Source organism: Arthrobacter sp. TMN-50, from assembly GCF_054511125.1.
Map to the genome: position 1 here is coordinate 36,393 of NZ_JBTNDG010000004.1, position 23,215 is coordinate 59,607.

Sequence of the window (23,215 nt, forward strand, 5' to 3'; positions counted from 1 at the left end):
GAATGGGAGGGTGGTTTCAACAGCATCCCCCCAAGCTTCCCCGGCCAAGCCAACCCGCGAAGATTCCTTCGTTCACCTGCACAATCACACCGAGTATTCAATGCTCGACGGCGCCGCACGGCTGACTGATCTGTTCAGCCACACCGAGGAACTGGGCATGAACGCCCTGGCCACCACCGACCATGGGTTTGTCTTCGGGGCCTTCGATTTTTGGGACAAGGCCCGCGCGGCCGGGATCAAGCCCATCATCGGGGTGGAGGCGTATCTCACCCCTGGGACGGCTCGTGCGGACAAGACCCGCGTGAAGTGGGGCGGTGGTGGACGCGACGACGTCTCCGGAGCCGGCGCGTACACCCACATGACCCTCTGGTCCGAGACCACCGAGGGCATGCACAACCTGTTCAGGATGTCCTCCCTGGCCTCGCTGGAGGGGTACCTGTACAAGCCGAGGATGGACCGGGACCTGCTGCAGACTTACGGCAAGGGCCTGATCGGGACCACCGGGTGCCCCTCGGGCGAGGTGCAGACCAAGCTGCGCCTCGGCCTGTACCGTGAGGCAGTCCAGGCGGCCTCCGACTTCCGGGACATTTTCGGTGCCGACAACTTTTTCTGCGAACTGATGGACCACGGCCTGGACATTGAACGCAACGTTAAGGCCGACCTGATCAAGTTGGCCCGTGAGCTGGGGTTGCCGCTGGTGGCCACCAATGACCTGCACTACACGCACGCGGAGGACTCCAAAGCCCACGCCGCCCTGTTGTGTGTGCAGTCCGGTTCCACAATGGCGGATCCCAAGCGGTTCAAGTTCGACGCCAACGAGTTCTACCTCAAATCCCCCGCCGAGATGCGCTCCATCTTCAGCGATTTCCCCGACGCCTGCGACAACACCCTCCTCATTGCCGAGCGGTGCGACGTCGAGTTCAACACCAAGGCGAACTACATGCCGGGCTTCCCCGTCCCGGAGGGGGAAAGCGAGCAATCGTGGTTCGTGAAGGAGGTCGAGACCGGGCTGCAGTTCCGCTACCCGGCAGGGATCCCCGACGCCGTCCGCAAGCAGGCCGAATACGAGACCGGCGTCATCACCCAGATGGGCTTCCCCAGCTACTTCCTGGTGGTTGCCGACTTCATCAACTGGGCCAAGGACAACGGCATCAGGGTGGGTCCCGGCCGTGGCTCCGGTGCCGGGTCGATGGTTGCCTACGCCATGCGCATCACCGACCTCGATCCGCTGCAGCATGGGCTGATTTTCGAACGGTTCCTCAACCCCGAGCGTGTGTCGATGCCCGACTTCGACGTCGACTTCGATGATCGGCGCCGTTCGGAAGTGATCCGCTACGTCACCGAGAAGTACGGTGATGAGCGGGTGGCCATGATCGTCACCTACGGCACCATCAAGGCCAAGCAGGCCATGAAGGACTCCTCCCGGGTGATGGGATACCCGTTCTCGATGGGGGAGCGGCTCACCAAAGCCATGCCACCTGACGTGATGGGCAAGGGGCTCGCCCTCACCGATGTGCACAACAAGGACGCCAAACGGTACTCGGAAGCCGAGGAACTCCGTGAACTCCTGAAGTCCGACGCCGACGCCGCGAAGGTCTTCGAGACCGCGCTCGGCCTGGAAGGACTGAAGCGGCAATGGGGTGTGCACGCGGCCGGGGTCATCATGTCCTCGGACCCTCTGATCGACATCATCCCGCTGATGCGCCGTGATCAGGACGGCCAGATCATCACGCAGTTCGACTACCCCACGTGTGAGAACCTCGGCCTGATCAAGATGGACTTCCTTGGCCTGAGGAACCTGACGATCATCACCGACGCGGTGGAGAACATCAAACTCAACAAGGACATCGAACTGGTGCTCGAGGACCTGGACCTCGAGGACAAGGGATCCTACGAGCTGTTGGCCCGCGGCGACACCCTGGGCGTGTTCCAGCTCGATGGAGGGCCGATGCGCGCCCTCCTGAAGTTGATGCGCCCCGACAACTTTGAAGACATCTCGGCCGTCATTGCGTTGTACCGGCCGGGGCCCATGGGTGCCAACTCCCACACCAACTACGCGCTGCGCAAGACCGGCGTGCAGGAGGTGACCCCCATTCACCCCGAGCTGGAGGCACCACTCGCTGAGATTCTGGGGACCACCTACGGCCTGATCGTGTACCAGGAACAGGTGATGGCTATCGCCCAGAAGGTCGCCGGCTACTCGCTGGGACGCGCGGATATTCTCCGCCGGGCGATGGGCAAGAAGAAGAAGTCCGAACTGGACAAGCAGTACGAGGGCTTCGCCAACGGTATGAAGGACAACGGGTACTCGGAAGCGGCGATCAAAACCCTCTGGGATATCCTGCTGCCGTTCTCCGACTACGCCTTCAACAAGGCCCACTCGGCCGCCTATGGCCTGGTGTCCTACTGGACGGCGTACCTCAAGGCGCACCACCCCGCCGAGTACATGGCCGCACTGCTCACCAGCGTCGGCGATGACAAGGACAAGCTCGCGATCTACCTCAACGAATGCCGTCGGATGGGCATTACCGTGCTGCCGCCGGACGTCAACGAGTCGAGCGTCAACTTCACCCCGGTCGGAACCGATATCCGGTTCGGGATGGGGGCCATCCGTAACGTGGGCGCCAACGTGGTGGGCGCGATGGTGGGTGCCCGCACCGAGAAGGGTGCGTTCACCTCGTTCAGCGACTTCCTCCAGAAGGTGCCAGCGGTGGTCTGCAACAAGCGGACCATCGAATCGTTGATCAAGGCCGGGTCCTTCGACTCGCTGAAGCACCCGCGCCGCGCCCTCGCGATAATCCATGAGGAAGCGGTCGACTCGGTGATCGTCCTCAAGCGCAACGAGGCGGCCAACCAGTTTGACCTTTTCAGCGCCTTCGACGAACCCGGCTCGGTGGGCGGACTCTCGGTGGAGGTGCCCGATCTGCCGGAGTGGGAGAAGAAGGACAAGCTCTCCTTCGAACGGGACATGCTGGGCCTCTACGTCTCCGATCATCCGCTGCAGGGCCTAGACGGGATCCTGAGCCAGCACGCGGATTCGTCGATCACGTCAATCATCAGCGACGAAGGCCCTGCCGACGGCGCCATGGTCACCATCGCGGGGATGATCACTTCGCTGCAGCGGCGGATCGCGAAGAACAGCGGCAACGCCTATGCCCGGGCCGAGATTGAGGATCTCGCCGGGTCGATGGAAGTGATGTTCTTCGGCCAGGTCTACGGCCCGATCGCGGGGGTCCTGGCGGAGGACCTGATCGTCGTCGTCCGCGGACGTTTGCAGCGGCGCGACGACGGCGCGGTAACCCTCAACGCCCAGGAACTCAGCGTCCCCGACCTCAGCGAAGGACATTCGGGGCCGGTGGTCATCTCCATGGCCCACCACAAGGCCACCGAGACGGCGGTCGTCGCTCTGCGGGACGTCCTGAGAACCCATCCCGGAACCAGCGAAGTCCAGATCCGGTTGAACAGTAACCGGAAAGTAGAGGTCATGCGGTTGGGGGTCGAGCTGCGTGTCAACCCGACGTCGTCCCTCTTCGGCGACCTCAAGGTGCTTCTCGGCCCCGCCTGCCTGGACGTGTAACCGGAACCAGACGTGCCACCGGAAGCTGGATGCCCAACCGGCCGGTCAGATCTCGGTCAGATTTCGTAGTCCAGCGCGGTGGGTTGCCCGTACGCCCCGCCGTGATAGAGCAGCGGCACCCCGGGCGGTCCCACCTCGCCGGCTTGCACTTCAGCAACCACCACAGCGTTGTTCTCGAAGGATAACCGCATGCTGATCCGACCGATCAGGTGTGCTGCGACGTCGTCCAAAAGGGGCACACCGTGCGGGCCGGGCTTCCAATGGTCCCCGTCGAATCGGTCTTGGGTCCGCGCAAACCGGTCAGCAAGTTCCCGGTTGGCGAGGCCGAGCATGTGCACGCCAATGTAGTTGGTGTTCGCGATGGCGGGCCAGGACGAAGAGGTGCGGGCCATGTTGAAGGTGAACCGCGGCGGAGCCGCCGAGAGGGACGACACCGACGTCGCAGTGAAGCCAAAGGGTTTGCCCTGATACACCGCGGTGATGATCGTCACCCCGGCCGGATGGCGTCGGAAGGCGTCTCGGAAGGCTTCTGTCGGGTCGGTGACGGGCTGGTCGGCTGGGTCTAGGGCATCCACGCACCCCACCCTAGGCGAGGTCCCGTCCACGCATTACTTTGTTAATGTATAAGTCATGCACCCCTCCAATCCTGACGCCGAGCAGCCCGGCAGTTATCCGCCGCCCGTGTACACGGTCACCACCGATGCCACAGCGGTTCCGCCCACCTCACTGCTGTGGTGGGCCAGCGCGATGGCGGGGCTGGGGCTTCTGATGGGCGTGGCATGGTGGTTCGCCGCGCCCGGCGGCGGACTCTACGGAAACCCGGCACCCGAGGACGCTGGTTTGCTGAGCGATCTTACCCTCGGCGGTCTGCAGCTGCTGGTCGGCGTTGTGGTGGGATGGCTCCTGGTCCAGCGGATGGACCTCCCCGGGGCATGGCAGCGGATCGGCGCAACAGCAGGCGGTTCATTAATCGGTTCCGTGCTCGCCGTCGTCGCCGGACAATGGCTGGGCAGGATGTTCGGGGCCGACCCCGAGTTTGTGTTGCACTCCCTCGGCGCGGCGGCCATCTGGCCCGCAGCCGCGGCCCTTGTGGTATTCATTTCGACGCTGATTGAGCTGGCCTGGGGCAAACGCCGTACCTAGCCCGTGCACGAGGTCCTCGCCGTCATGGGAATAGCGCGTGGGGCCAGCTGGTTCCATCAGCCATGAAAGCAATCGTTTACTCCCACACTGGCCCGTCGACCGTTCTCTCAATCGCCGACCGCGACATCGCAGCTCCCGGCCCGGGAGAAGTGCGGGTTCGCATCGTCGCCTCAGGTGTAAATCCCACCGATTGGAAGGCACGCTCTGCCGGCGACCTGGCCTTCGCGGAGGTGGTCCCGAACCAGGATGGCGCGGGGGTTGTCGATGCGGTGGGTGAGGGAGTGACCGATGTTGAGCTGGGCGATCGGGTCTGGCTGTACCTTGCGGCGCATGGGCGTCCGACCGGGACCGCCCAGGAGTTTGCCGTACTTCCGGCTGACCGGGTTGTGAGGTTACCGGAGGGCATTGACTTCGACGTCGCCGCCAGCCTCGGGGTGCCGGCGATGACGGCGCACCGGGCACTGACCGTGCACGAGCGCGGTCCATCCCGGCTCGCGCCGGAAGCGCTCACGGGCCGCGTGGTCCTTGTTCAGGGCGGCGCAGGAGCGGTGGGTCATGCAGCGATCCAGTTGGCTGTCTGGGCGGGGGCGACCGTCATCGCGACGGTGAGCAGTGGCTCAAAGGCGGAGTTGGCACGAGCCGCTGGCGCCCATCATGTTGTGCAGTACCCGGATGAGTCACTCGCCGACCGGATCCGCGAGATTGCATCCGAGGGCGTCGATCAGGTGGTGGAGGTGGCGCCGGCGCAGAACGCAGGGCTCGACGTCGAGGTGCTCGCCAACCACGGGAGCATCGCCTATTACGCGAACAACAATGGGGACGACTTCACCGCCCCGATCATCGCGAGCTTTGCGAAGAACGTCCGTTGGCAGGGTCTGCTCCTGTACACGGTGGGACCCGTTGCCCTGCAGGCCGCCGCCGAGGACATTACCGCCGCGCTGCGGGCCGGCGCACTGCCGGTGGGGGAGTCGGCGGGACTCCCGCTGACCTGGTTCCCGCTCGAGGAAACAGCGGCCGCCCACGACGCCGTCGAGAGTGGCGTCACCGGCAAGGTCCTGATCCGCGTAGCCGATATAAGGTAACGACACAGTGTGCGTTTGCGCAGCTGACTGAGACTGTTCCGAGGAGTGGGAAATGGCTTTCATGCATCAGGATCTCGTTCGCCGTCTCCTGCGACGTCTGGGACCCGGGCTGGTGCTGGGCGTCATGGCTGGCCTCTTTGTGGGCGTCGTTGCCGCCGTTGTGACTTCTGGAGGAACCGACAACGTCCTCCGCAGCGATGTGGGGTGGCGTGCCGGATTGGTGGCGTTCGCGATTGCCTTTCTTTTCACCATTTGTCTTCCCTCGCATGGTGCCGTTGACGGGGCGGACTTCTCATCCGTCAAACCGCCCCACTTGGGCTCCAGCCCGGAGGATCTGAGTCACCGCGTGCGGGGGGACAAAGGGGTGGATCGAACTCACGGCGAGGGCCCGGACGGCGGGCAGCCACGGTACGGTCAGGTGCGCGATCCGCTGGCTTAGAGGTGTTTCAGCGCCGGTTCATCGTTGGGAAAGGTTTCGAATCCGCTCTTCGGTGGCCGAAAGCCCTAGTACCCGCGTAGCAGTAATTGCTGAGGACCAAGAAGACAAGTAGGGCTTACTCGGGTGTTCCGAAGGGCGCTCATCCTATCCTTCAACCAGCATGCAAGCGTGTGCGTTGCCGGGCCCTGATTTACCGTAGCTGGCTGAAATCTGAACTGAGGAGTCACGAACATGGACAAACTATTAGCTTCCCTCGCTGCAGCTGGGCTCGTCCTGCTGGGAGGGGCACCTTCGGCTATTGCCTCTCCACCGCCGGATCACAAGGTCACCTATTGTCACGCGACAGGCAGCGAGACCAACCCCTTCGTGGTCATCACTACCGATGAAATCGCCGTGGTCAGGGGACACCAAAACCACCAGGACCTCGAGGATGTCATACCACCCTTCGATTGGGCTTTGCCCAATGCAAGCGGGTCCTTCCCCGGACTGAACTGGGGTCCTGGAGCGGAAGAGTTCATTGCTAACGGATGCGTCGCCGCGCCGCCGACGAGCTGACAACCTCCTACACCATCGGGGTCACGGGAGCACCCGTGGCTCCGATGGTGCGTTGGAGGGTGCCCCGAACCATCTCGTGCCGTCTAACCGCTGAGGCGGGTGCGAACCGCGATGCCTGCGCAGAGGATCACAGCGATACCGCCGAGGATGGTCGCCGTGGTTATTTCCTCCCCAAGCAGCAGGACCGCCCAGAGGATGCTGAGCACTGGCTGGATGAGTTGGACCTGGCTGACCTGGGACATGGGTCCGATAGCGAGGCCGCGGTACCAGGCGAAGAACCCCAGGAACATGCTGACCACAGCGAGGTAACCGAAAGCAGCCCACTCAAGGGCAGTTCCAGCAGGGGGTTGCTGAACCGCCGCGACGATCGTGAGCACGACCATCAGCGGCGCAGCGATCACCAATGCCCAGGACACCGTTTGCCAGGCGCCAAGCTCGCGCGCGAGTAACCCGCCCTCGGCGTACCCGATGGCTGCTGCAACGACAGCCCCAAACAGCAACAGATCTGACACTGTGAGGTGAGTAAGGCCATCGCCTTGAATGGTGGCGAAGCCGACCGCTGCGATCGATCCGATGATCGCCATGGCCCAGAACGATCGGGGCTGTCGTTCCTTTCCTCTGATCACGGCCATGACTGCTGTAGCGGCGGGGAGGAGGGCGATGACCACGGCTCCGTGGCTTGCTGGCGTCGTGGTGAGGGCGAAGGAGGTGAGTAGTGGGAAGCCGATGACGATCCCACCGGCGACAACGCAGAGGCGCATCCATTGGCTGGCGTTGGGGATTCGTTGTTGGGTGAGAGCAAGGGCCGCAATAGCGATGGCGGCGGCAATGACGGAGCGGCCCGAGCCAATGAACAGCGGGGAGAGGCCGCCGACAGCGACGCGGGTGAAAGGGACGGTGAAGGAGAACGCCGCGACACCGAGTAAACCCCAGGCAATTCCAACTCGTGACGAGGATAGCAGGGGTGACATTTGATGAGTAGCGCTACTATTGGGGTTCATGATCAACGATAGCAGTATGCGGATTGTCGTGGAGCTCCGGGACTGGATCGCGGGAGCCCCCGCAGGTGCCAGGCTGCCGTCGACCCGTTCGTTAGTGGAACGCTATGCGGCTAGTCCCGTCACGGTTCAGAAGGCGCTTCGTACGTTGACTGCCCAGGGCCTGATCGAGAGTCGTCCAGGGGTAGGGACCTTCGTCCGGGCTGTCCGGGCCGTGCGCCCATCGAATTTTGGGTGGCAAACCGCAGCCCTCGGGTCCGCACACAGCCGTTCAATCTCGGCCTCGGCAACGATGCGGCCCTCCCTAGTGGGTGGGATAGCGCTCCATGGTGGGTACCCGGATCGGGAGCTGCTCCCGGAACGCCTGGTGCGGGCAGCGCTCCTCCGAGCCGCCCGCAGCGACTCCGCCCTGAGCAGATCCGCGGTATCCGGTCATCCTGAGCTGCAGTCCTGGTTTGCTTCGGAACTGGCCGCGGCCACTCCTGTCGGGGTGACCCCCGTCCTGGCCAACGACGTCGTCGTGCTTCCTGGTAGCCAGAGTGGACTCAGCTCCATCTTCCGTGCGCTGGTTTCCACGGGGCAGCCGCTACTGATCGAATCCCCAACCTATTGGGGTGCGATTCTCGCCGCCGAGCAGGCCGGGGTTCGGTTGATTCCTGTTCCTTCCGGCCGCAACGGCCCGGACCCGGAGGACGTCGCCCGCGCTTTCGAAGAGACCGGTGCCCGTGCCTTCTACACACAGCCCAACTACGCCAACCCCACCGGCGCCCAATGGTCCCGGACCACCGCAACCCAGATCCTGGATGTGGTGAAGTCTCACGGGGCGTTCCTGATCGAAGATGACTGGGCGCACGACTTCGGCATCTCCACCCACCCCACACCGGTAGCAGCCCACGACGACGCCGGTCATGTGGTGTACGTCCGTTCCCTCACCAAAAGCATTTCCCCAGCGCTGAGAGTCGCCGCCGTTATCGCCCGCGGACCAGCCCGCGAACGAATCACCAATGACCTTGCCGCCGCCTCGATGTACGTCAGCGGTGTCCTGCAATCCGCCGCGCTCGACGTCGTCACCCAACCCGGGTGGCAGACCCACCTCCGGGGTCTCCGCCAGCAACTCCAGTCACGCCGGGACCTTCTCGTCGACAGCCTCAACAGGTACGCGCCTCTCGCGCAGGTCACGACAATCCCACTGGGGGGACTCAACCTCTGGATCAGACTCTCCGACGAAACAGACCTCACCAAATTGATCAGAGAATGCGAAACCAACAACGTCTTCATCGCACCAGGTAACGAATGGTTCCCCACCGAACCCACCGGACCACATATCCGGCTCAATTACTCCGGCCCAAACCCAGCGGCGTACCCCGAAGCAGCCCAGATCATCGGTAAGGCCCTTGGCCAAGGAAATCGGTCCACTCTCAGTTAGTGCCCGCCACTCCCGCCGGTGGGCCGTCCGCTCGAATATACTTCGAGCATGCCGATCAGCCGCCTCGACCGAGGTATCCACGCCCAGCCGTCCGTTTTCTCGTCGTGCGGGGGCAACCTGTGAGCGGCGGTCTCGTCGCACTGTTGGACGACGTCGCTGCCCTGGCACGCATAGCTGCCGCTTCGGTGGACGACGTCGCTGCCGGGGCGGCCAAGGCGGGAGCGAAGGCCGCCGGCGTCGTAATCGACGACGCCGCCGTCACCCCGCAGTATGTGTCGGGCGCGGACCCGTCCCGCGAACTGCCAATGATCAAACGGATCTTCTGGGGCTCGCTCCGCAACAAACTGTTGATCATCCTGCCGGCACTGCTGCTGATCAGCGCCTTCGTGCCGGGCGTCATTCCATTTATCCTGATGCTCGGCGGCACCTACCTCTGCTTCGAAGGCGCCGAGAAGGTCTGGCACAAGCTGCGAGGCCATTCCGCTGAGAAGACGCCAGCGGTCGAACGCGGCCCCGAGGCGGAAGCCAAGGTGACCAAGGGTGCCATCACCACCGACTTCATCCTGTCCTGCGAAATTATGGTCATATCGATGAACGAGGTGGCCGACGAGTCCTTGTGGGCCCGGGCGATTATCCTGGTCGTCGTAGCGCTCGCGATCACGGTGATCGTCTATGGCGCCGTTGCACTTATCGTCAAAATGGACGACATCGGCCTGCATCTGACGACAAAGGACTCGGCGGGTTCCCAGCGCTTCGGCGAGTTGCTCGTCAAGGGGATGCCCGGCGTCCTCGCCGCAATCACTCTGATAGGGACAGTTGCCATGCTGTGGGTTGGTGGTCACATCATGCTCCAAGGGGTCTACGACCTCGGGTGGCACCTGCCGTATGACCTGGTCCACGCCCTTGAGTCACCTTTCGTCGGGATCCCGGTCGTGGGCGGCTTCCTGGCCTGGCTTGTGAACACCCTGTGCTCGGCCGTTCTCGGACTCGTTTGGGGTCTGTTCGTCATGGCAATCCTGCACCCGCTGCTCAAGGCACTGCCGTTCGGCAAGGCGAAGGGTGAACATGAAGAGGGAGACGTGCGCGCCGCGATCGCCGGCTACCGGCCGGGGAAGCGTAACGTTGATTCGGCGTCCTAGCGCATAAACATCAAAGGCGGACGATTCGTGAGAGGGGTCTTGGCGGTCGCCTAGGATTCAGGATATGCAGGTACATTCATTCCCTCGGAAGCCAGCAGACTTTCAGCAGCCCTTATCCGATGAGGAGTTGCAGGCGGTCCTTCATCAGGCCTTTCCCCGCGGGCCAGCGCCTAGTGCTGTGCATGAGCTGTCTGGGGGTCGCTACAACACAACGTACCGATTGGACCGCCAGGGCGCGGCTTCGCTGATCCTGCGAGTAGCACCGGAGCAGCGCCGTCAGTCACGTCTCGAGCACCAGTTGCTGCGGAACGAGTATGCCAGCATCCCATTATTGGCGTCCGTGGGGCATCTTATGCCGGTGGTTGTCCGCGCAGATTTCACTCAGCTAACGATCACGCGTGACTACCTGATTCAGTCACATCTACCAGGTGTTCCGGCGTCCCAATCCCTGAAGTTGTACACCGCTGACCAGCAGCTCGATTTCTGGTTTCAGCTCGGCCAGGTCCTGGCAGAAATTCATTCGCAAGCCGGGAACCGTTTCGGACCGGTGAAAGGCGATCAGTACGATAGGTGGAGTGACAGCCTCACAGCGACGTTTCATGCTATCGCGGCTGATTTGGCGGATGCTGACCTCGATGCATCGGACATTCAGAAGGTAATTCAGCTGATCGAAGTGCACAGACCTGCGATCGATAAGTGGGTTGTACCGCGGTTGCTGCACGGTGACCTGTGGATTGGCAACGTGATGCTTGAAGCTGACGGGCCCAAGCCGCGCATAGTGGGAATCTTCGATTGTGATCGGATTACCTGGGGAGATCCCGAATCGGATTGGACGCTATTCCTCCTACGCACTCGCCCCATCGAGGTACAGCAAGCATTCCGGCGGGGCTACGGCCGAGCGCCTGAGGCTTCCACCCACGCGACCGTGAGAGCACATTTCTATCACGCTCGGAGCATTGCCGAAACTCAACTGGAATACCGCAGAATGGGGGAGGAAGCACATCTGGCAGGTACCTACCCCGAGATGAAAGGCGTCCTCGCGCAGTTGAACTAGGGCGACTCCGTCACTGACACCGGGGTCCTGTTCCACCGAGCCAAATATTCGGCGTAGCCTTTTCTTGCGTAGTTCACACTGGGTGTACTGATCCGCACGAGGAAAGAGGTACCGGTGTTTGAGGCGCCGAGTCTGATATTCGCTGGCGCGGGGATCGCAGTCTTCGCAGCAGCACTGCTGCCACGGTTGTTGATGCGGGCGCCGGTATCGATGCCCATGATGTTCCTTGCGGCGGGGTTCGTGGTGTTTTCCCTGGCCGACGGACTGCCGGACCCAGACCCAATTGCGTACAGTGACATCGCTATCCACCTCAGCGAGATCTGCGTGATCGTGTCCCTCATGGGCGCCGGGTTGGCCTTGGACCGAAAGGTGGGCCGGAAGCGCTGGGCGACCACCTGGCGGTTGCTCGGAATCGCGATGCCATTGTGCCTCATCGCCTTCACGCTGCTCGGAATGTGGGTGCTTGGCCTCGGGTTGGCTGGGGCAATCCTTGTCGCGGCGGCACTTGCGCCCACGGATCCGGTGCTGGCATCGGAAGTGCAGGTCGGTGCGCCGTCCGAAACGGAAGAGGATCTCGAGTCCGAGGATGAGGTGCGGTTCGGCCTAACCTCCGAGGCGGGTCTCAACGACGGGCTTGCCTTTCCCTTTGTTTATCTTGCAATCGCGATTAGCCTGGTGGGTGCTGCGCCCTCAGCGTGGTTTCCCGAGTTCCTGGCCCTGGACGTAGTCTGGCGAATCGGCATTGGATGCCTGTTCGGCTTCGGGGTGGGCAAGCTGCTCAGCCGGATCTTCTTCCAGTCAAGGGTTGAAAGTGCACGGATGGCGAGCCACTCCGAGGGCTTCGTTGCCCTCGCAGCTACCTTCCTGACCTACGGGGTCACCGAGATGGTTGAAGGGTATGGGTTTATTGCTGTGTTCGTCTGCGCCGTGACTATCCGTTCCGGCGAGCAGACCCACGGGTTCCATGGCGTGCTGCACAGCTATATTGAGCAGCTCGAGCGGCTACTCACCGTGGTGGTGCTCGTTCTCCTCGGCGGGGCCGTGGCAAGGGGGCTGCTGTCAGGGGTAACCCTGAGCGAAATTCTCGTGGCACTCGCCTTTCTTCTCCTGGTGCGACCCATCTCGGCCTGGATTAGCCTCGCCCGGGGCGGCACCGGACCGTGGGAGCGCGCCGTCATCTCCTTTTTCGGCGTCCGCGGCATCGGTTCCATTTATTACCTGAGCTACGCCCTGTCCAAGGGCGAGTTCGCCAGCCAGGACGAGGCCCTATGGCGCATTGTCGGCCTCGTCATCGTTATGTCCATTCTCCTTCACGGTGTCACCGCCGCACCGATGATCAACGCCCTTGACCGGGCCCGGAAGCGCAAAGCATTACGAGAGTCCGGTACCGAGGACGCCGCCCCAAGAACGACAATCTGACGGTTCGGGGCGGCGCAACCCCCACCTGTCTCCCCGGGACCGCCGTTCGGTAGACTTGCGGGGTGAATATTTCGCTCGCCCAACAGTCCCCACCCGACTCCTTTACCGAGTTCCGGACCATCGACCTGCGGGGCAGCGCCCTCACCGGCGCCGCCCTCGCCGCAGTCATGCCGCGACCAGAAATGAGCGGCTCCGGCGTCGAAGCCCCGGTCGCCGCGATCCTCGCCGACGTTCGGGAGCGCGGGCTGACCGCGCTGAGAGAACTCGCCCTGAAGTTCGACGGCGTGGACCAGGCCTCACCACGCGTTCCCCGCGAGGCACTGACCAGCGCCCTTAATGACCTCGCACCCGAGGTCCGGCTGGCCCTCGCCGAATCAATCGACCGAGCCCGCCGGTTTGCCACGGCCCAGGTTCCCGCCGACGTCGAGGTGGAGATCAGCCCGGGCGCCGTGGTGACCCACAAATGGATAGCTGTTCGCCGGGTGGGACTCTATGTGCCGGGCGGTCTGGCCGTGTATCCGTCGTCGGTGGTGATGAACGTGGTCCCGGCGCAGGCAGCCGGAGTCCAGTCGATTGCCATTGCCTCCCCACCACAGAAAGAATTCGGTGGACTGCCGCACCCGGTGATCCTCGCCGCAGCCGAGATGCTCGGGATCCACGAGGTGTACGCCATCGGGGGAGCGCAGGCCGTCGCGGCGTTCGCCTACGGGGTGGAGGGCGACACCATTGACGACACGCTTGAGCGGGTTGACGTGGTCACCGGCCCCGGCAATATCTTTGTAGCCACCGCCAAACGGCTGCTCAAGGGTACGGTCGGCATCGACGCCGAGGCGGGCACCACCGAGATCGCCGTGCTGGCCGACGCCCATGCCGATCCGCGGCTGATCGCCGCTGACCTGATCAGCCAGGCCGAACACGACCCCAATGCGGCCTCGGTCCTCATCACGGACTCCGAGGATCTTGCGGCGCGGGTACGAAGTCAGCTGTCAGTGCAGGTCTCCGCAACCAAGCACGCCGGGAGAGTGCGTGAGGCGCTGGCCGGGCCGCAATCCGGTACCATCCTGGTGGACGACGTCGACCACGGCATCGCCGTCTGCGACGCCTATGCCGCCGAACACCTGGAAATCCAGACCGCCGACGCCGCAGTTGTTGCCGATCGGATCCGTAATGCCGGCGCTGTCTTTGTCGGCGACTACAGTCCGGTCAGCCTGGGCGACTACTGCGCCGGGTCCAACCACGTCCTGCCCACCGGCGGAACCGCTACCTTCGCCTCGGGGTTGAACGTGACCACCTTCCTGAAGGCGGTGCAGGTGATCAACTACAACAAGGCCGCCCTGCATGAAGTGAGCCGGCACATCACCCATCTTGCCGATGCCGAGGACCTGCCAGCCCACCGCGACGCGGTCTTGGTCCGATTCGACTAAAACACTACATATAGTAATAACACTGTTGTAGTTTCCCCACATCTAGTTCTACAATAGTGGTGTTCTACACGGTGGCGTGTCCACCGGCCATCAGCGATCGAGAGGCGCGGCGTGTTTTGTCCCTTCTGCCGTAATGCCGATTCACGGGTGGTCGACAGCCGGTTGGCCGATGATGGGTCAGCCATCCGGCGTCGTCGTCAATGTCCCGAATGCGGACGCAGGTTCACCACCGTGGAGACCACAAGTCTGAGCGTCATCAAGCGTTCCGGGGTCGGCGAGCCGTTCAGCCGCAGTAAAGTCATCAACGGTGCGCGGAAAGCCTGCCAGGGGCGGCCGGTCACTGAAGACGACCTCGCGCTCCTCGCCCAGGAAGTCGAAGAGTCGGTCCGGGCCAGCGGCGTGGCGGAAATCGACGCTCACGAAGTAGGGCTCGCCATTCTTGGACCGCTGCAAAAGCTGGACCAGGTGGCATACCTGCGATTCGCCAGCGTGTATCAGGGGTTCGACTCCCTTGAGGACTTCGAGACTGCTATCGCCAAACTGCGCCGTGAAGCAGGCGAGGTGCCGACCGGTACCCAGAGGCCGCTGACTGCGCAGTAACCATAAGCTCCGGTGGTGGCTGCGGAGGGGAAGCCGACGCCACCACCGGCACCACTTTCGAACCTCCGGCAAGTGACCGGTCGGGGACAGACGGATCTAGCGTCCGCCACTGACGGGCAGAACTGCCCCGGTAATGTAGGCAGCCTCCGCCGACAATAGCCAGGCGACGGCCGCCGCAATCTCGTCCGGTTCCGCGGGACGCCCCAGCGGGATACTCGGGCTGAGCTTCTCCGTACGGTTCGGCATGCCAGCCGCCGCATGGAGTCCGGTGTTGGTGCTGCCGGGGGACACACAGTTCACCCGAATACCTTCACCGCCCACCTCTGAGGCAAGGCCAACGGTCAACACATCGACAGCGCCCTTGGTGGCCGCATAATGCACCCAGGTGCCGGGGGAGCCGGCCGTGGTTGCGGTGGAGGAGACGTTGATGATCTGCCCGCCATGGCCGCCTCTCAGCGTTGACATTCGCAGGACGGCTTCACGGCAGACCAGTAACGGTCCCACTACATTGACGTCGGTCACCCGGTGCAGCACATCGGCGGGGACGTCGGCCAGTGGGCCGATTAGGTTCCCGGTGATTCCGGCGTTATTGACCACGGCGGTGGGTTCGCCGAGTGCGCGTGCCTGGTCAAAGAGCGCGACGACGTCGGCTGCGACGCTCACGTCGGCCCGAATGGCCAAAGCGGACCCTCCTGCGGCAACGATGTCGGCCACGGTCTGCAGCGCCCCCGTTGCCATCCGAGGCGTATTTCACTGCCACGGCGTAGCCGTCCCTGGCGCAGCGCCGGGCGATAGCAGCACCGATTCCCCGGCTTGCGCCGGTGATCACTGCGACGCCCGAAGGGTTAGGCATCCGGGATGGCGACAGCCAGTTTTGCCAGTCGCTTGAAGTGCAGAGCGGCCTGCAACGCAGCGCCGACGATGCCGGCCTGATTCTTCAGCTGGGCCGGAATGATGCGGGTACGCAGGTTTAGCCCAGGCAGGTACTCCTGGCTGCGCTTGGAAATGCCGCCGCCGACGATGAACAGTTCGGGTGAGAACAGGAATTCGACGTGCGAGAAGTATCGCTGGAGGCGGACCGAGTATTCGTCCCAGCCGATTCCGTCCCGTTCGCGGGCCACCGCAGAGGCCCTGGTTTCGGCGTCATACCCGTCAATCTCCAGGTGGCCAAGCTCAGCGTTGGGCACCAGCTTCCCGTCGAAAATGAACGCTGACCCGATGCCGGTTCCCAGGGTGATAACCAGCACCGTGCCATCGACACCCTTGCCAGCTCCGTAGCGCACTTCCGCGAGGCCAGCGGCGTCGGCGTCGTTGATGACGTGCACGTCGCGGTTGAGGACCGTGCTGAACAGGGTATCGACGTCGGTGTTCACCCAGCTTTGGTCAACGTTGGCCGCCGACCGGGCGATGCCGTGCTGGATGATGGCCGGGAACGTGACCCCGATCGGCACGTCGGGTGCCGGCGCGCTGGGACGGGTGGAGAGTTCAGCGACAATCTTCGCCACCACCTCGGCGACCGCCTCAGGAGTGGACGGCTGGGGGGTGGGCACTCGGAACCGTTCACCGACAATGTCGCCGGCGACCAGATCCACGATGCCGCCCTTGATGCCGGTGCCGCCGATGTCGATGCCGATCACGGTGTTGGGCAGGGCCTTTCCCTGCTTCTTTTCGCTGTTCTTGCCCATGTTTCTCCAGAGTTTGTGACATGGCCGCCGGCGCGGCAGGTGCCGCCGGGACCCGATGGTTAGGGGACGGTAAGGATTTCGGCGCCGCTGTCGGTCACCAGGAGGGTGTGCTCAAACTGTGCGGTGCGCTGGCGGTCCTTGGTGAGCACGGTCCAATCATCGGGCCACATATCCCACTCGATGGTGCCGAGGGTCAGCATGGGTTCGATGGTGAACGTCATGCCGGGTTCGATGACTCTGTTGTAGGCCGGGGCCGCGTCGTAGTGGGGGATGATCAGCCCGGTGTGGAACGCCTCGCCGACGCCGTGCCCGGTGAAGTCGCGCACCACGCCGTAGCCGAAACGGCGGGCGTAGGACTCGATGGTCCTGCCGATCACGTTGATCTCCCGGCCGGGTGCGACTGCCCTGATGGCCCGATTCAATGATTCCTTGGTCCGCTCCACCAACAGTCGCGACTCGTCGTCAACGTCGCCCACCAGGAAGGTGTAATTGGTGTCGCCGTGGACGCCGTCCAGGTAGGCGGTGATGTCGATATTCAGGATGTCACCGTCGCGTACCACTGTGGTGTCGGGGATGCCGTGGCAAATCACCTCGTTCAAGGACGAGCAGAGTGATTTGGGGAACCCGCGATAGCCCAGGGTCGACGGATAGGCACCGTTGTCGACGAGGAACTGGTGGCCCACCCGGTCCAGCTGATCGGTGGTGACACCCGGTTCAATGTGGCGGCCCACCTCGACGATGGCCTGCGCAGCCAGCCGGCTTGCGTGGCGGATCTTTTCGATAGTTTCGGGGGTCTTGACCTCAGACCCGGTGAAGGGGGCAGGCCCGCTGCGACCCACGTACTCAGGACGGGGAATACTTGCCGGGACGGGCAACTGAGGGCTGACGGTTCCCGGTACCAATGTTCCAACGGGTGCGCTAACGGATTGCTGAGGCATAGTCTTGATCTTATAGGCGGTACGGCGTCCCGCCGAAAGTCACCACCAAGGAGGACCCTCATGGCCGAGTTCTGGTACAACGTGCAAACCCACGAGATCGAAGAGGACGCGCAATCCGATTGGCGGAAACTGATTGGGCCTTACCCGACGCGGGCCGATGCTGAGCGCGCCCTGGAAAAGGTGGCGCAGCGCAACCAGGCGTGGGATGCCGAGGACGAGCAGTAGCACCTAGAAGCTGTGCTCCGGCCCGGGGAACGTCCCGTTCCGGACCTCCTCGCCATACGTCCTCGCAGCCGCTGAGAGCACTGAGCGTACGTCGGCGAACTGCTTCACGAACTTGGGCTGGCGCCCGGTACGCACCCCGGCCATATCCTGCCACACCAGCACCTGCCCGGTGGTGGCGTTGCCCGCGCCGATCCCAATGGTCGGCACGCTGATGGCGCGGTCGACGGCGGCGGCGAGGTCGGCGGGCACCATTTCCATCAGCACGCAAAACGCGCCGGCTTCGGCGAGGGCTACGGCGTCGTCGACCAGTTCCTGGGCGGCGTCACCGCGGCCCTGAACCCGGTACCCGCCGAGGGCATGTTCGCTCTGTGGGGTGAAACCGATGTGGGCCATCACGGGGATTCCGGCGGTGGTGAGCGCGCGGACGGTGTCGGCGTAGTGGCGGCCGCCCTCCATCTTCACCGCATGCACGCCGCCCTCCTTCATCAGGCGGACCGACGATTCGATGGCCTGGGCGGGGGAGATCTCGTAGCTGCCGAAAGGGAGATCGCAGACCACGAGGGCGCGGGTGGCACCGTTGGTGACGGCCCGGGAGAAGATGATCATCTCGTCCACCGTGATCGGCAAGGTGGTGGTGTACCCGAGGACGTTGTTGGCCGCGGAATCGCCCACGAGGAGCACTTCGATGCCGGCGTCGTCGAAAATCTCGGCGGCGTACTGGTCATAAGCAGTGAGCATGGCGAAACGGCGTCCCTCAACCTTCGCCTGTTGCAGGTGGTGGGTGCGGATCCTGGCGGGGGTGCGGCGGGCTTCCCCTGCCGCCGTTATCCCGGCGTCGGCGTCGCGGGCACCCGTCCCGTAGGGCGCTGGAATCTCTGCTGAAGTCATAGTGTCGAGCCTACTTCAGAACCTCTGATGGCACGCGGGAAGTAGAGTGATCTGGTGGACCGACGCTCGTGATCACCCGCGACACCAACGACAGCATGAAAGAGGGTAGCTATGGATCGGCAGCAGGAATTTGTACTGCGTACCATCGAGGAACGCGATGTGCGGTTTGTGCGGCTGTGGTTCACCGACGTCGTGGGTTCGCTGAAGTCGGTCGCCTTGGCGCCGGCCGAGGTGGAGGGTGCGTTTGAGGAGGGCTTGGGCTTTGACGGCTCGTCCATTGAAGGGCTGGCCCGGGTTTTCGAATCGGACATGCTCGCCCAGCCTGACCCGTCGACCTTCCAGATTCTGCCCTGGCGGGGCGAGAAGGAACCAACCTCCAGGATGTTCTGTGACATCCTCACCCCTGACGGAATGCCGTCAACGGCCGACCCACGTGGGGTGCTGAAGCGGACCCTGGCCAAGGCAGCGGACATGGGGTTCACCTGCTACACCCACCCGGAAATCGAGTTCTACCTGCTCAAGTCGGATGAGCTGGGGGCCGATGGACAGCCCGTTCCGGTGGACCAGGCTGGATACTTCGATCATGTGCCGGGCGGAGTGGCCCAGGACTTCCGTCGGACCGCGGTGGCGATGCTGGAATCCGTGGGTATCTCGGTGGAGTTCAGCCACCACGAGGCAGGCCCGGGTCAGAACGAAATTGACCTTCGGTATGCGGATGCACTGCAGACCGCCGACAACATCATGACCTTCCGTACCATCATCAAAGAGGTGGCGCTGACGCAGAACAGCTACGCCACGTTCATGCCCAAGCCGTTCTCCGATCACCCAGGCTCCGGGATGCACACCCACTTCTCGCTGTTCGAGGGTGACGCCAACGCGTTTTATGAAGCGGGTGCCGAGTTCCAGCTGTCCAAAACGGCACGCCAGTTCATCGCCGGGATCCTGAAGCACGCCCCTGAGTTCACCGCTGTCACCAATCAGTTCGTCAACTCCTACAAGCGTCTTTGGGGTGGGGGAGAAGCCCCGAGCTACCTGTCCTGGGGCCACAATAACCGCTCGGCTCTGGTCCGCGTCCCCCTCTACAAGCCGAACAAGGGCCAATCGGCGCGGATCGAGTACCGCGGTATCGACTCGGCCAGCAACCCGTACCTCGCCTACTCGGTGCTGCTGGGTGCTGGTTTGAAGGGGATCGAGGAAGGCTACGAGCTTCCGCCGGGTGCTGAGGACGACGTCTGGAGCCTGACGGCCACCGAGCGGCGCGCCATGGGCCACGACCCCCTGCCGGCCAGCCTGCACGACGCCATCCGGGTGATGGAGGACTCAGAATTAGTCGCCGGCATCCTCGGCGAACAGGTCTTCGAGAACTTCCTGCGCAACAAGCGCGCCGAGTGGCACGACTACCGCATCCAGGTCACGCCCTACGAGCTGCGACGCAACCTCGGAATTCTCTAACCTGGCGCCCGCGATGAGCCTGAACCGCCAACTCATCAGCCGGGGTTTCACCGACCTCGAGAAGAGCTCCCGTTTCCTTGCTGCCCCCGAGTTGGTGGGCATTCCGGAGGCGGCGCTGTTCGATGGGTTGGCCCGCTCAGCCAACCCGGACCTGGCACTGCAATCCCTGGTGCGGTTGCTGGCGGTCCAGCCGAACCTTGCTGCGGTGGTCGCCGACGGCGGCGCCGGCAGCGAGCCCCTGTTCCGGTTGCTGGGCGCCTCCGAGGCGCTAGCCGAGTTCCTGATGAGGCGTCCTGAGCACCTCGACACCGTCAGGGTGAACCCCTCCAGGACGCCGGGGGGAGTCTCCGCCGAGTCGCTGCGATCCTCCCTCCTCACATCGGTGAACGCCGATCCGTCGTCGGGGATTCCGGTGGCCGGGTTGGGCGGCACCGAAGCGTATGCCCTGCTGCGGGCATGTTACCGTCGCCATCTGGTGGAGCTTGCCATCAGAGACCTGTGTTCGGCGTCGCCGGTCGACTACTTGCCGACCGTCGGCAAGGAACTGGCCGACCTCGCGGCGGCCGCGGTGGAAGCAGCTCTGGCCGTCTCCCGCGCCGAACTGGCGAGCAGCTTCTCGGCCACCGACGTGGCCTCGGTGCGCCTCGCGGTCATGGGAATGGGCAAGTGTGGTGCGGGAGAGTTGAACTACATTTCCGACGTCGATGTGATCTACGTAATCGAAGCATCGGACCTGGCCGAGGACCTGGCAACCCGGATTGGTACGTCGCTGGCCACCGGGATCTCGCGGGCCATCTCCGCCAGCGGCGGGGAACCGGGACTGTGGGAGGTGGACGCCAACCTTCGCCCCGAGGGGCGGGACGGACCCCTGGTGCGCACCCTCGATTCCCACCTGTCCTACTACGCGCGGTGGGCGCAGAGCTGGGAGTTCCAGGCTCTGCTTAAGGCCCGCACCATCGCCGGCGACGCCGATCTGGGCCGCCGCTACGAGGAGTCGGTGGCGCCGCTGGTCTGGAATTCGTCCGAACGTGAGGGGTTTGTCGACTCGGTGCAGGCGATGCGCCGCCGGGTGACCGACAATATCCCGTCCCACGAGGCGGAACGCCAGCTCAAGCTCGGACCGGGAGGGCTTCGCGACGTCGAATTCACCGTCCAGCTGCTGCAGCTGGTGCACGGCAAAGCTGACGAATCGATCCGGATCCGCGACACCACCTCGGCAATCGCCGCCCTCAGCGCTGCAGGTTATATCGGCCGGACCGACGCCAAGGCGTTCGATGAGTCCTACCGCTATCTGCGTGTCCTGGAGCACCGGATTCAGCTCGTCAATATGCGCCGTACCCACCTGATGCCTGAGGGTGACGCGTCACGGCGCGCCCTCGCCATGTCCTCCCAGGGCGCTCAGGTCACCACCCGTCCTGCCGCTGCAGTCCTGATCGAACAATGGCAGCAGACCAAGCGGCTCGTGCGCGGGCTGCATGAGAGCATCTTTTACCGTCCACTGCTGAACACCGCCGCAAATCTCAGCGTTGACGAGGTCAGGCTGACCCCCGAGGCAGCCCGCGCACGGCTCGCCGCGTTGGGCTATCTGGACCCGAAGGTGGCGATGCGCCACATCGAAGCGCTCACCTCAGGCCTTAGCAGGCGGTCCGCGCTGCAACGGAACCTCCTGCCGGTCCTTTTGGGCTGGTTGGCTGACGGGGTAGATCCCGACGCCGGGCTCCTGGGCTTCCGTCGTCTCAGCGAGGGTCTCGGGCAGACCCACTGGTACCTGGGCATGCTCCGTGACTCGAAGGCGGCAGCGGAGCGACTCTGTCACATCCTCTCCAGCAGCCGCTTTATCGCGGACCTGCTGGAAGTCTCACCCGAGTCGACCAAATGGCTGGGCAATGACAAGGACCTGGTCCCGATCGGGTTCGTGGCGCAATGGGGCGAAATCCAGTCGAAAATGTCGCGGCACCCCGAACCCCGCGAGGCGATGCGCCTGATCAGGCTCATTCGCCGGCGGGAGCTGCTGCGCATTGCCATCGCCGACAGTTCAGGGTTGCTGGATCAGGCTGCGGTGGGCGCTGCCCTTTCCGCCACGGATCGCGCGGCCATCCTCGGCGCCCTGCACGTGGCCGAGGGGGCAATCTTCTCGAACGAAGAACCGTTGACGGACGTCGTCGTCGTTGCCATGGGGCGGCAGGGTGGCCGCGAGATCACCTATGGCTCCGACGCTGACGTGATGTATGTGCACCGGGCCCGCCCAGGGGCCGACGAGTCAGCGGCGCAAGGCCAGGCGGAGCGGATTGTCAGCCAGCTGTCTGCCCTGCTGCAGCAGCCCTGTTCACCCGCCATCCAGGCGGAGCGGGTACTTGAGATCGACGCCGATCTGCGCCCGGAGGGCAAACAGGGGCCGATGGTGAGATCCCTCGAGTCGTTCCGCGAGTATTACCGGCGGTGGTCCCTGGTCTGGGAGTCGCAGGCGCTCCTGCGTGCACTGCCCGTCGCGGGCAGCGACGATCTGGCCGCGGCGTTCACCGAACTGATTGACCCCATCCGGTACCCGGCCGAACTGTTCGGCCAGGGCCTGCGCGAAATCCGCCGGTTGAAGGCACGGATGGAGTCGGAGCGTCTCCCTCGCGGGGCCGACCCGTCGCGCCACCTTAAACTCGGTCGCGGCGGGCTCAGCGACGTCGAGTGGCTGGTGCAACTGCTGCAGTTGCAGCATGCCCACGCCAATCCTGACCTGAAGACCACCTCAACCCTCGCAGCCATGGACGCGATCGAGGCTTCCGAGCTCCTGCCCGCTCCCGAGGTGCAGACCCTGCGGCAGAGCTGGTGCCTGTCGAGCCGGGTTCGGGCAGCGAACGTGATCTGGAGTGGCAAGGCCTCGGATCTGCTGCCGTCCTCGCGGCGCGACCTCGAGGCGGTGGCCCGCTGGTGCGGGTACGGGCCCGGAATGGGCGCACGGCTGGAAGAGGATTACCTGCGGCTCACCCGCCGGAGCCGTGCCATCTTCGAACGGTCGTTTTACGGCTACTGAGGCACTTTTCTGGTCCGGTTCCTGGTTCTGCCGACGGAGTTTCCCTCCGGTCAGCCTCCGTCACTGGGATTGTCTAGACATTCCCAGTGACCGTGCCCGGCCACTGGGAATGGCGGTAAAGCTCCCTAGAAATTCACGCCAGTTGT

At 64.0% G+C, this 23,215-nt stretch carries 21 protein-coding genes; 14 read left to right on the top strand and 7 right to left on the bottom strand.

Annotated features, from left to right (window positions below; translation table 11 throughout):
• The first annotated feature begins 10 nt into the window (after window positions 1–10).
• Window positions 11–3,577, top strand: coding sequence for a DNA polymerase III subunit alpha (dnaE, locus tag ACX80A_RS07590; RefSeq protein WP_459259082.1), 3,567 nt, complete (start codon window positions 11–13; stop codon window positions 3,575–3,577).
• A 56-nt stretch (window positions 3,578–3,633) separates the two neighbouring features.
• Here dnaE and ACX80A_RS07595 read toward each other — a convergent pair whose 3' ends face one another.
• Window positions 3,634–4,152: a flavin reductase family protein gene (locus tag ACX80A_RS07595; protein ID WP_459259083.1), complete on the bottom strand. Its 519-nt coding sequence runs from the start codon at window positions 4,150–4,152 to the stop codon at window positions 3,634–3,636.
• A 55-nt stretch (window positions 4,153–4,207) separates the two neighbouring features.
• Here ACX80A_RS07595 and ACX80A_RS07600 point away from each other — a divergent pair, with 55 nt between their 5' ends.
• The 4 genes from ACX80A_RS07600 (at window position 4,208) to ACX80A_RS07615 (ending at window position 6,796) form a co-directional block, all read left to right on the top strand.
• Complete coding sequence (locus ACX80A_RS07600; protein ID WP_459259084.1) at window positions 4,208–4,720, top strand: hypothetical protein; 513 nt, start codon at window positions 4,208–4,210, stop codon at window positions 4,718–4,720.
• A 62-nt stretch (window positions 4,721–4,782) separates the two neighbouring features.
• Window positions 4,783–5,802 carry an NADPH:quinone reductase gene (locus tag ACX80A_RS07605; RefSeq protein WP_459259085.1) on the top strand — a complete coding sequence of 340 codons (1,020 nt, stop codon included), beginning with the start codon at window positions 4,783–4,785 and terminating at the stop codon, window positions 5,800–5,802.
• A gap of 52 nt (window positions 5,803–5,854) precedes the next feature.
• Window positions 5,855–6,241, top strand: a complete 387-nt coding sequence (locus tag ACX80A_RS07610; protein ID WP_459259087.1) for a hypothetical protein — start codon at window positions 5,855–5,857, stop codon at window positions 6,239–6,241.
• Window positions 6,242–6,472: 231 nt separating this feature from the next.
• Window positions 6,473–6,796: a hypothetical protein gene (locus tag ACX80A_RS07615; protein WP_459259089.1), complete on the top strand. Its 324-nt coding sequence runs from the start codon at window positions 6,473–6,475 to the stop codon at window positions 6,794–6,796.
• 83 nt (window positions 6,797–6,879) lie between these two features.
• Here the strand turns inward: ACX80A_RS07615 and ACX80A_RS07620 are convergent, their stop codons facing one another.
• Window positions 6,880–7,797, bottom strand: a complete 918-nt coding sequence (locus ACX80A_RS07620; RefSeq protein WP_459259090.1) for a DMT family transporter — start codon at window positions 7,795–7,797, stop codon at window positions 6,880–6,882.
• Here ACX80A_RS07620 and ACX80A_RS07625 point away from each other — a divergent pair.
• The 6 genes from ACX80A_RS07625 to nrdR all read left to right on the top strand — a co-directional run bounded on the left by ACX80A_RS07625 (window position 7,796) and on the right by nrdR (window position 14,856).
• The gene (locus ACX80A_RS07625) at window positions 7,796–9,220 is read left to right on the top strand and encodes an aminotransferase-like domain-containing protein (protein WP_459259091.1); all 1,425 of its coding nucleotides are present in this window, start codon (window positions 7,796–7,798) and stop codon (window positions 9,218–9,220) included. The genes ACX80A_RS07620 and ACX80A_RS07625 overlap by 2 nt on opposite strands.
• A 119-nt stretch (window positions 9,221–9,339) precedes the next feature.
• A complete protein-coding gene (locus tag ACX80A_RS07630) occupies window positions 9,340–10,359 on the top strand; it encodes a DUF808 domain-containing protein (protein WP_459259092.1) in 1,020 nt (339 codons plus the stop codon).
• 64 nt (window positions 10,360–10,423) lie between these two features.
• The gene (locus ACX80A_RS07635; protein WP_459259093.1) at window positions 10,424–11,413 is read left to right on the top strand and encodes a phosphotransferase family protein; all 990 of its coding nucleotides are present in this window, start codon (window positions 10,424–10,426) and stop codon (window positions 11,411–11,413) included.
• A gap of 114 nt (window positions 11,414–11,527) precedes the next feature.
• Entirely contained in the window at window positions 11,528–12,832 is a 1,305-nt protein-coding gene (locus tag ACX80A_RS07640; RefSeq protein WP_459259094.1) for a cation:proton antiporter, read from the top strand.
• Window positions 12,833–12,894: 62 nt separating this feature from the next.
• The gene (hisD, locus tag ACX80A_RS07645; RefSeq protein ID WP_459259095.1) at window positions 12,895–14,256 is read left to right on the top strand and encodes a histidinol dehydrogenase; all 1,362 of its coding nucleotides are present in this window, start codon (window positions 12,895–12,897) and stop codon (window positions 14,254–14,256) included.
• Window positions 14,257–14,367: 111 nt separating this feature from the next.
• Window positions 14,368–14,856, top strand: a complete 489-nt coding sequence (gene nrdR / locus ACX80A_RS07650) for a transcriptional regulator NrdR (RefSeq protein WP_459259096.1) — start codon at window positions 14,368–14,370, stop codon at window positions 14,854–14,856.
• 96 nt (window positions 14,857–14,952) lie between these two features.
• On the opposite strand, the gene ACX80A_RS07655 is transcribed toward nrdR, so the two are convergent.
• Genes ACX80A_RS07655 through map form a run of 4 tightly spaced genes read right to left on the bottom strand, consistent with a single transcriptional unit; the run spans window position 14,953 to window position 17,479 of the window.
• A complete protein-coding gene (locus tag ACX80A_RS07655; protein ID WP_459259097.1) occupies window positions 14,953–15,594 on the bottom strand; it encodes an SDR family oxidoreductase in 642 nt (213 codons plus the stop codon).
• Entirely contained in the window at window positions 15,485–15,709 is a 225-nt protein-coding gene (locus ACX80A_RS07660; protein ID WP_459259098.1) for an SDR family NAD(P)-dependent oxidoreductase, read from the bottom strand. The genes ACX80A_RS07655 and ACX80A_RS07660 overlap by 110 nt, the downstream gene beginning before the upstream one ends.
• Complete coding sequence (ppgK, locus tag ACX80A_RS07665; RefSeq protein ID WP_459259099.1) at window positions 15,702–16,541, bottom strand: polyphosphate--glucose phosphotransferase; 840 nt, start codon at window positions 16,539–16,541, stop codon at window positions 15,702–15,704. Before ppgK ends, ACX80A_RS07660 begins: the two co-directional genes overlap by 8 nt.
• A 59-nt stretch (window positions 16,542–16,600) precedes the next feature.
• A complete protein-coding gene (gene map / locus ACX80A_RS07670) occupies window positions 16,601–17,479 on the bottom strand; it encodes a type I methionyl aminopeptidase (RefSeq protein ID WP_459259101.1) in 879 nt (292 codons plus the stop codon).
• A 60-nt stretch (window positions 17,480–17,539) separates the two neighbouring features.
• Between map and ACX80A_RS07675 the strand changes: the two genes are divergently transcribed.
• Window positions 17,540–17,704 carry an SPOR domain-containing protein gene (locus tag ACX80A_RS07675; protein WP_459259102.1) on the top strand — a complete coding sequence of 55 codons (165 nt, stop codon included), beginning with the start codon at window positions 17,540–17,542 and terminating at the stop codon, window positions 17,702–17,704.
• A 3-nt stretch (window positions 17,705–17,707) separates the two neighbouring features.
• On the opposite strand, the gene panB is transcribed toward ACX80A_RS07675, so the two are convergent.
• Entirely contained in the window at window positions 17,708–18,592 is an 885-nt protein-coding gene (gene panB, locus ACX80A_RS07680; protein WP_459259103.1) for a 3-methyl-2-oxobutanoate hydroxymethyltransferase, read from the bottom strand.
• 111 nt (window positions 18,593–18,703) lie between these two features.
• Between panB and glnA the strand changes: the two genes are divergently transcribed.
• Together glnA and ACX80A_RS07690 are read left to right on the top strand one after the other, a co-directional pair.
• Window positions 18,704–20,044, top strand: coding sequence for a type I glutamate--ammonia ligase (glnA, locus tag ACX80A_RS07685; protein WP_459259104.1), 1,341 nt, complete (start codon window positions 18,704–18,706; stop codon window positions 20,042–20,044).
• A gap of 13 nt (window positions 20,045–20,057) precedes the next feature.
• Window positions 20,058–23,069 (top strand): bifunctional [glutamine synthetase] adenylyltransferase/[glutamine synthetase]-adenylyl-L-tyrosine phosphorylase, encoded by a 3,012-nt coding sequence (locus tag ACX80A_RS07690; RefSeq protein ID WP_459259105.1) that lies wholly within the window; start codon window positions 20,058–20,060, stop codon window positions 23,067–23,069.
• Window positions 23,070–23,215: the final 146 nt, after the last annotated feature.